Raw genomic sequence first — 7331 nt, forward strand, 5'->3', positions numbered from 1 at the left:
CCAGGGAGTTCTGATGGCCCCGCCGCACCGTCCCCCCAGCGACACGGTGCAGGTGCCGGGTGCGGAGACCTCGGTCACCGCGTGCCTGCCGGACCTCACGACCACCGGACTGCTGCAGGCACCCGCAGGGGAGTTCACCGACCGGACGGACTGGATCACGCTGCACGCGCCGGGCACGAGCAATCCTTGCGGGGTGCCAGGGCTTCAGGTCGACGGCTACTTCCCGGACACCTCGACCTTCAACACCACGCACGGCTGGGACCACGACAGCCAGTTCGTGCTGCGCATCCCGGACGACTGGAACGGGAGCCTGGTGGTGACCGGCGCGCCGGGCGTCCGCAAGCAGTACGCCTGCGACTTCCTCATCTCCGACTTCGTCCTGGCGCGAGGCTTCGCCTACGCCTGCACGGACAAGGGCAACAACGGCCCGGACTTCTACCGGGACGGCGACCGGCCCGGCGACGCGGTGGCCGAGTGGCACGAGCGGATGACCCAGCTGACGGTCGCCGCCCAGGGCGCGCTGCGCGAGCGCTTCGACGACCCGCCGCAGCACACCTACCTGGCCGGTATCAGCAACGGCGGCTACCTGGTGCGCTGGCAGCTGGAGAACCACCCGGAACTCTACGACGGTGGCGTCGACTGGGAGGGGAACCTGTTCACACCCGACGGGCCCAACCTGTTCACCTACCTGCCGACGGCGGTGCGCTACACCCTGGGCCTGGCCACCGCCGCGGACATGTACGCCGCCGGCTTCGCGCGCGGCTCGGAACCGCTGTGGCCGTACCACCAGAGCTTCTACTGGGGGGTGACGCAGAAGACCTACCGGGCCGAGTTCGACCCGGCGTTCGACCCGGCCTGCCCGGGGGCGTCGGCGGGCGCGAGCCTGCCCGAGATCTTCGCGCCTTGTCCGAGTGACGCGGGCTACGACGCCTGGTTCGCCGACCCGCGCTCGCAGCCGGTGCACGAGGCGCTGGCCCGCATCAGCCTGACCGGCGCGATCGGCAAGCCGCTGCTCACCCTGCACGGCACGCTGGACAGCCTGCTCCCGATCGGCCTCCACAGCGACGTCTACGCACGGATGATCAGCGACGCGCAGCGCGCCCGGCTGCACCGCTACTACCGCATCGAGGGCGGCAACCACGTCGACAGCCTGATGCACCTGGACCCGGCACACCTGCGCCCGATGCTGCCCTGCTTCCGGGCCGCCTTCGACGCCCTGACCGCGTGGGTGGAGGACGGCCAGGAGCCGCCGCCGAGTGGGACCGTCCCGCGCCCGGCCGGCAACGGCGCCACCGACCCGGCGCTGCTCGACACCTGCTCCCTGCGCTCCGCGAGTTGAACTCGGGCCTGCCCGTCGGGCCGGAGAGCTGACCGGCGGGCAGATCTGCCGGTGGGACGGCGAGGCTCCTGGGGCGGCCACGCCGCTGCGCCGCAAGGTGCTTGCCCGATGAGTAAGCTGCTCTACTCCGGCGCTGGCGCCGCCGCGGTCCGGTGGCCGAGGGCCATGTGCGCTGTCCTGCCACGTTCCCGGGTGAGTTCCTCCACCGGCACAGCGTCAGTCCGCGCAGTCGACCGCGACGGAGAGGGCTGCGCAGATCTGCCGCATGCGGGTGTCGGCCAACCGTCCGAGCCGCTCCACGAGGACTGCGACGGAGACGCTCTCGACCGAGTCCATGTTGACCACGCAGCGGCGGGGTACCGGGTCCTCGCCGGGCTCGAGGCCGACTTCGCTGACGAGGCCGCGGATCGTGGTGGTGCACGGTGCGACGAGTGTCCGCCGGTGTCGAGGGATCACTGCGTCGCGGGAGAGGACGACGACGGGGCGGCGCCCGATCTCGGCCAGCTCGCACCACCAGACCTCACCGCGCACGGGGAGCGTGGTCACGACCGTCCGGCGGCTTCGCGAAACGACGCCAAGTCACCCCACTCGTCCGGTTCGTCGAGCGGGTGTTCGTCGTAGGCGGTGTAGCTCGCCTCGACTTCGGCTGAACGGTGGCGCGCCACCAGCGCGCGCAGCGCCTCGTCGATCATGGCGGCGTCGGTGTCACCGGATCGCACACGTCGAGCGGCCTGCAGGAGATCTTCGTCGACGGTCGTGCTGAGCCGTGTTCTGGGCATGCCACAATCGTGCCACAATTGTGCCACAAGACGTCCACCCTACCGCCGCTGGCGGCGAGGACATCGGAGCTGTTGGCGCTGGACCTGGCGCTGGCCCCCGCGCGACCACACGCCATGGGCTTTCCGCGACAAGTTCTCCCTCATCGAGAAGCTTGCTCAGCAAAGCCTCTAGTGGTGGTCGCGATGGACTACGACTCCGGGCGGCGGCGCCGATCTCCTTTCCGCCGACCTCGATCGCTGGGCGGCGCCACATCGACGGGGGAGCGGTCTCGGTCACCGACGCCGACGTCCTGGTGCGCGAGCACCTGGATGAGCCCGATCGTCCTGGCCCCACTGGTGACCTACGAGGAGGACCGTCCACGGAGCGCGGGGGAGCGGCTGGAACGACTTCTGCGGCAGCACCGCACCCGTCGCCTGGACGCGGAGGTCCGCCGGCCGGCCGCCACGGGCACGACGGTCAGGGTGATCGCGCCAACCGCGGAAGACCTCGCCGTCATCGGCTCGAACCTCATGAGTGCGCGACACCACCCCGTCGCTCGCACAACTGCGACCTCGGCGGGTCACCTCACGCTGCGATCATCAGGACCGGCACGGAGCTGGTTGAGGTGGAAGCCCGGGACGACGGGGACACCGTCCGGGAGACCCTCCAACCGGGCGCCGTCCTGGTCCACGGTCAAGGTGACCCTGCGGCCGGCCAGGGGCACGTCGTTGATGCGGATCGGCCCGTAGCGGTCGGGCCACGCGGGTTCGAACCACACCTCGCCGACCCGGGGCTCCAGTCGCAGCAGCAGCCGCACCGCCTGGATCGGCGTGGCCGCCGCCCAGGCCTGTGGTGAGCACGACGTCGGGTAGGGGACCGGGGTCGGGAACTCCGACCGGTCGAACCCGCAGAAGAGCTCGGGCAGTCGCCCGCCGAACGCGACGGCGGCGTCCAAGAGTCCGGTGGCGATTCGCTGCGCCTCCGCTACGAAGCCGTAGCGCATCAGACCGGTGGCCACCAGCACGCTGTCGTGCGGCCACACCGACCCGTTGTGATAGCTCATGGGGTTGTACGCACCCATGGACGACGCGAGGGTCCGCACTCCCCAGCCGGTGAACATCTCCGGCGACAGCAGGTGCGCGGCGACGTGCTCGGCCTTGTCCTCCGCCACGATCCCTGTCCACAGGCAGTGGCCGATGTTGGACGTCAGCGCGTCGATCGGACGCTTGTCGCCGTCCAGGCCCACGGCGAACCAGCCGCGATCGGCCAGCCAGAACTGCTCGTTGAACGCGCGCTTGAGCTCCTCGGCCCTGTCGGACCAATGCCTTGCGCCGGCCTCGTCCCCGGCGGCGGCGGCCAGGTCGGATCGGGCGGAGTACGCGGCGTACACGTAGCCCTGCACCTCGCACAGTGCGATCGGGGTGGGCGGGATCGCGCCGTCGGCGGTGTTGATGCCGTCCCAGGAGTCCTTCCAGCCCTGGTTGACCAACCCCGCCGAGGTGCTTCGCTGATATTCCACGAAGCCGTCGCCGTCGCGGTCGCCGTACTCGTCGATCCAGGTCAGCGCCCGGTCGACGGCGGGCAGGAGCGCGTCCAGCTGTTCGGAGGCGATGCTCCACCGGCGGAGCTCGCCGGCAAGGGCGGCGAAGAGCGGGGTGGCGTCGACCGTGCCGTAGTAGACGTTCCCGCCCCCGTGTGCCAGGGGGAATTCGGCGCCCAGCCGCGTCTCGTGCAGGATCCTCCCGGGTTGCTCCTCGGTGCGCGGATCCACGCTCGTCCCCTGGAGGCGAGCCAGCATCTGCAATGTGCCGAGGGCAAGGCCCGAGTCCACGGGCAGGGTCATGTACGAGGTGAGGAGGGAGTCCCGACCGAACAGCGCCATGAACCACGGCGCCCCGGCGGCCACCGCCGCCTCGCCGGGATGAGTCGGATCGTGCAGCCGTAGGGCACCGAGATCTTCCAGGCTCTGGGCGAGGACCATGCGCAGCTGCGGATCCTCGGTCTGCACTCGTGGGCTGCCGGCCCGCCATCGGCGTAGGCGCTGCGCCGGGTGTGCCTCTTCGGGCGGTCGGCCGACCGGGAAGGCGGGGTGGACGTCCTCCCCGCCAACGATGGGGACGACGAGGAGGGTGGTCTCCCAGGTGCCGTGCGGCGGGACGCGGACATCGAAGGCCAGCTCGCCGTGGCCGGCGACCGCTCCCGCTGCCGTCACACGGCACCCCCGGGAGACCCCTTCCTCGTGCATCCCGAGGACGAGTGTGTCGCCATCGGTCCTCATCGACGGCTGCTCGTGCACCTCGACCCGGCCCTCCTTCACCGCGAACAGATCGGCGAAGTCGCTGGTGACGAGCAGGCGGAGGGTGGTGGCGAGCGGCTGGTTCCCGAGGTTGCGCAGCCGAAGGTCTTCACGCATGCCCTCGCCGACGTAACGGTGCCGCTCCAGGAGCACCTCGGTCCGGGATGTCCTGGGCAGGGCGCGCACGAGGAACGTTGCCCGGAACGGCTCTTGCCGGAGCACGGTGAGGGGCTGGAGAGGGGAGTCGTCGAGGCGCAGTCGCCAGTCCGACACGATGCGGGTGTCCCGGAAGAACAGGCCCTCGGGCCCGTCGCCCCGAAGGTCTCCGGAGGGCGGGCCGACGCAGAAGGTCGAGCCCTCGACCAGGGTGACCGCCTGGTTGGGGGCCGTGACCGGCTCGGTGTCGGCTTCGGTCACGTCGAGGCCCGCCGCGGACCGGTCCGCTGAGGTCATGGCCGAGCTCCTGTGGAACGAGGTACGCGGGCGTTGGCGGCTCCATTGTCCGCGCGGACGGCCAGGACCTCACGCTCGTGCCCGAGAAGTGGCACGAACGCGTCCGGTTCGTGGCGCGACGCCTTGGCGGATGCCCAAGTGACGCCTAACGTGCCGGGGAAGGCGGTCCGCGGGCGGCTGGAAGGCGGACATCCGACAGCGAGCGGGCGCTCCAAGCCTCCGGAGCAACTCCGCCAGAGGGAGCCCACCGTGCGGATCGGCGTCATCGCACCTCCCTGGTTGCCCGTGCCACCACCCGCCTACGGAGGCATAGAGGCGCAGGTCGACTACCTGGCGAGGGGCTTGGCCGACGCCGGGCATGAGGTCCTGCTGGCTGCGCGTGCCGGCAGCACCTGCTCTGTGGAGCTGGTCGCCGGCACGGTCCCGGCCGCGGGCGTGCCCATCGGGGACTGCGTCACCGAGCTCGCCCATGTGGTTCGCGCCTACGCAGCCTTCGTGGACGTGGACCTGGTGCACGACCACACGATCACCGGCCCCCTGTGCCGGCGACGCCGGGCCGGCCTGCCCGTGGTCAGCACCTGTCACGGCCCGGTCCACGGCGACCTCGACACGGTGTACCGCGCCATGGCGGCCGAAGTCGGCCTGGTCGCCATCTCCGCCGCCCAGGCCTCGGCCGCTCCCGACGTCCCGTTCGCCGCCGTCATCCACCACGGCCTCGACGTCAGCGCGGTGCCGGTCGGCGCCGGGAGCGGCGGGTATGTCTGCTTCCTGGGCCGGTTCAGCCCCGAGAAGGGCGTCCGGGAGGCGATCCTGATCGCTCGGGCGGCCGGGATACCGCTGCGGATCGGGGCCAAGATGCGGGAGGCCTCGGAACGGGACTACTTCGAGGGGTGTATTCGGCCGCTGCTCGGTCGGGATGCCGAGTACGTCGGGGAGCTGGATGCGGCCGCGAAGTACGAGCTGCTCGGCGGTGCCATGGCGCTGCTCAACCCCATCCGCTGGTCTGAGCCGTTCGGCCTGGTGATGATCGAGTCCCTGGCCGCGGGCACCCCCGTGGTCGTGACGCCGAACGGCTCGGCCCCGGAGATCATCGAGGACGGGGTGACCGGGTTCGTGCGTGACCTGCGGCTGCTCCCCGAGGTGCTTCCCCGCGCCACGGAGCTCGATCGCGCAACCTGCCGGGCTGCCGCGGAGACGCGGTTCAGCGCCGTGCGGATGGTGGCCGAACACCTCACCCTCTACCGCACCGTCGTGGCGGAGCAGGGCGCGTGTGGCAAGGGTCCCGGGCAACGTCCGACGGCAAGAGTGCCAGTGTCCGGCGTGCCTGGGTGACGATCGATCAAGACCTCAATCACCGGTAACGCCGGCGAGGCGCAGCGTTACGGTCACGCGCAGGAAGGCGGCGGGCCGGGGATCGCCGCCACGCAGGGTGTCCTGAGATCAGCTTGCTGAAGCCACTGGCCGCGCCTCGACGCGACCGGTCAGCGCGCAGTGGGACTCGCCTCGATGTCGGGCTGCCGCCCAAGCAGTGGCGTCCACCAAGGTGGTGTGCGACGGCCCGGTGACCAGCGGGCCGAGGACGTGAAGGCGGCCACCGCGTGATCTGCTGGATGACCTCTCACAGTCCTTCAGGAGTTCGACGCGATGACCGCGCCTTCCAGTATCGACCCTGCCCACTTCCTGCACGAGCAGCTGGCCCAGGCAAGCCCTGATCTGCTGCGTCAGATGCTCACGACCTTGATCAACACCCTCATGTCGGCCGAGGCCGGCGCGGTCTGCGGCGCCGGCTACGGCGAGCGCAGCGAGCAGCGGACCAACACCCGCAACGGCTACCGGAGCCGGGACTTCGACACCCGCGCCGGCACCCTGGACGTCGCGATCCCGAAGCTTCGGTCGGGCTCGTACTTCCCCGACTGGCTGCTGGAGCGCCGCCGCCGGGCGGAGCGGACGCTGACCACGGTGGTGGCGACCTGCTATCTGCTGGGTGTCTCGACCCGGCGGATGGAGCGCCTGGTCGAGTCCTTGGGCATCAGCCGGCTGTCGAAGTCGCAGGTGTCGGAGATGGCCTGGGAACTGGACGCGCAGGTCGCGGACTTCCGGCACCGGCCGCTGGACGCGGGACCGTACGCGTTCCTGGCCGCCGACGCCCTGGTGCTCAAGGTGCGCGAGGGCGGCCGGGTGGTGGGCGTGCACGCCCTGATGGCGACCGGGGTGAACGGCGACGGGCACCGGGAGATCCTCGGCCTGCAGGTCACCAGCGCCGAGGACGGCGCCGGCTGGCTGTCCTTCTTCCGCGACCTGACCGCCCGCGGCCCCACCGGGGTCCAGCTGGTGACCAGCGATGCCCACCGCGGCCTGGTGGAGGCGATCGGCGCCGCGGTGCCCGGTGCGGCCTGGCAGCGCTGCCGCACGCACTGGGCCTGTAAAGAATCAACTTGTCGGCGTGTTGTTGGCGGCGGCCTGGGGACCCGGCAGTGAGGCGAG

5 protein-coding genes and 1 pseudogene are annotated in these 7331 nt (G+C 71.1%); 3 read left to right on the forward strand and 3 right to left on the reverse strand.

Features of this window, described 5'->3' with window-relative positions; translation table 11 throughout:
* The first annotated feature begins 13 nt into the window (after window positions 1–13).
* Window positions 14–1339 (forward strand): alpha/beta hydrolase family protein, encoded by a 1326-nt coding sequence (locus HK417_RS20375; protein WP_261327423.1) that lies wholly within the window; start codon window positions 14–16, stop codon window positions 1337–1339.
* Window positions 1340–1555: 216 nt separating this feature from the next.
* Here HK417_RS20375 and HK417_RS20380 read toward each other — a convergent pair whose 3' ends face one another.
* From HK417_RS20380 to HK417_RS20390, 3 genes are all read right to left on the reverse strand, one after another.
* On the reverse strand, window positions 1556–1885 hold the full coding sequence (locus HK417_RS20380) for a type II toxin-antitoxin system PemK/MazF family toxin (RefSeq protein WP_222270521.1): 330 nt from the start codon (window positions 1883–1885) through the stop codon (window positions 1556–1558).
* Window positions 1882–2118, reverse strand: a complete 237-nt coding sequence (locus tag HK417_RS20385; RefSeq protein ID WP_222270523.1) for a type II toxin-antitoxin system VapB family antitoxin — start codon at window positions 2116–2118, stop codon at window positions 1882–1884. Before HK417_RS20385 ends, HK417_RS20380 begins: the two co-directional genes overlap by 4 nt.
* Before the next feature lie 560 nt (window positions 2119–2678).
* The gene (locus HK417_RS20390) at window positions 2679–4847 is read right to left on the reverse strand and encodes an amylo-alpha-1,6-glucosidase (protein ID WP_222270525.1); all 2169 of its coding nucleotides are present in this window, start codon (window positions 4845–4847) and stop codon (window positions 2679–2681) included.
* 249 nt (window positions 4848–5096) lie between these two features.
* Here HK417_RS20390 and HK417_RS20395 point away from each other — a divergent pair, with 249 nt between their 5' ends.
* Both HK417_RS20395 and HK417_RS20400 read left to right on the forward strand, forming a co-directional pair.
* Complete coding sequence (locus HK417_RS20395; protein WP_222270534.1) at window positions 5097–6179, forward strand: glycosyltransferase; 1083 nt, start codon at window positions 5097–5099, stop codon at window positions 6177–6179.
* 312 nt (window positions 6180–6491) lie between these two features.
* Window positions 6492–7268: pseudogene (locus HK417_RS20400) on the forward strand (IS256 family transposase); the annotation flags it as partial.
* Window positions 7269–7331 lie beyond the last annotated feature (63 nt).

The organism is Modestobacter marinus, assembly GCF_019799945.1.
Classification (GTDB): Bacteria; Actinomycetota; Actinomycetes; order Mycobacteriales; family Geodermatophilaceae; genus Modestobacter; species Modestobacter marinus_B.

Bases quoted from the DNA above. Each gene is read 5' to 3' on its own strand.
- HK417_RS20385 (WP_222270523.1), bottom strand. From the start codon at position 2,118: ATGCCCAGAACACGGCTCAGCACGACCGTCGACGAAGATCTCCTGCAG.
- HK417_RS20390 (WP_222270525.1), bottom strand. From the start codon at position 4,847: ATGACCTCAGCGGACCGGTCCGCGGCGGGCCTCGACGTGACCGAAGCC.
- HK417_RS20375 (WP_261327423.1), top strand. From the start codon at position 14: ATGGCCCCGCCGCACCGTCCCCCCAGCGACACGGTGCAGGTGCCGGGT.